A 239-nucleotide genomic window follows, 5' to 3' on the forward strand; every position below is an offset into this window, starting at 1 on the left:
CGCCGTTTCCGCGCCGCCGAGTTCCCGATCGGCATCGATACCGCGCACATCGATCGCCAGGCCAAGGCCGGTGCCAACAAGCCGGCCGTGCGGGACCTGCGCAACCGCCTGCGCGACCGCCAACTGGCGATCGGCGTGGACCGGCTGGACTACTCCAAGGGCCTGCCCGAACGCTTCCTGGGTTTCGAGCGCTACCTGCTACGCCACCCTGACCAGCGTGGCAGCCTCACATACCGGCA

The 239-nt window shown here is 69.0% G+C and carries 1 protein-coding gene; it reads left to right on the forward strand.

Features of this window, described 5'->3' with window-relative positions:
* Positions 1-239 (forward strand): trehalose-6-phosphate synthase (locus tag ACQG3P_RS22860; protein WP_426806325.1); only part of this gene is annotated, 239 nt, incomplete at both ends.

The organism is Stenotrophomonas sp. SrG (genome assembly GCF_050031795.1).
GTDB classification, from domain to species: Bacteria; Pseudomonadota; Gammaproteobacteria; order Xanthomonadales; family Xanthomonadaceae; genus Stenotrophomonas; species Stenotrophomonas rhizophila_A.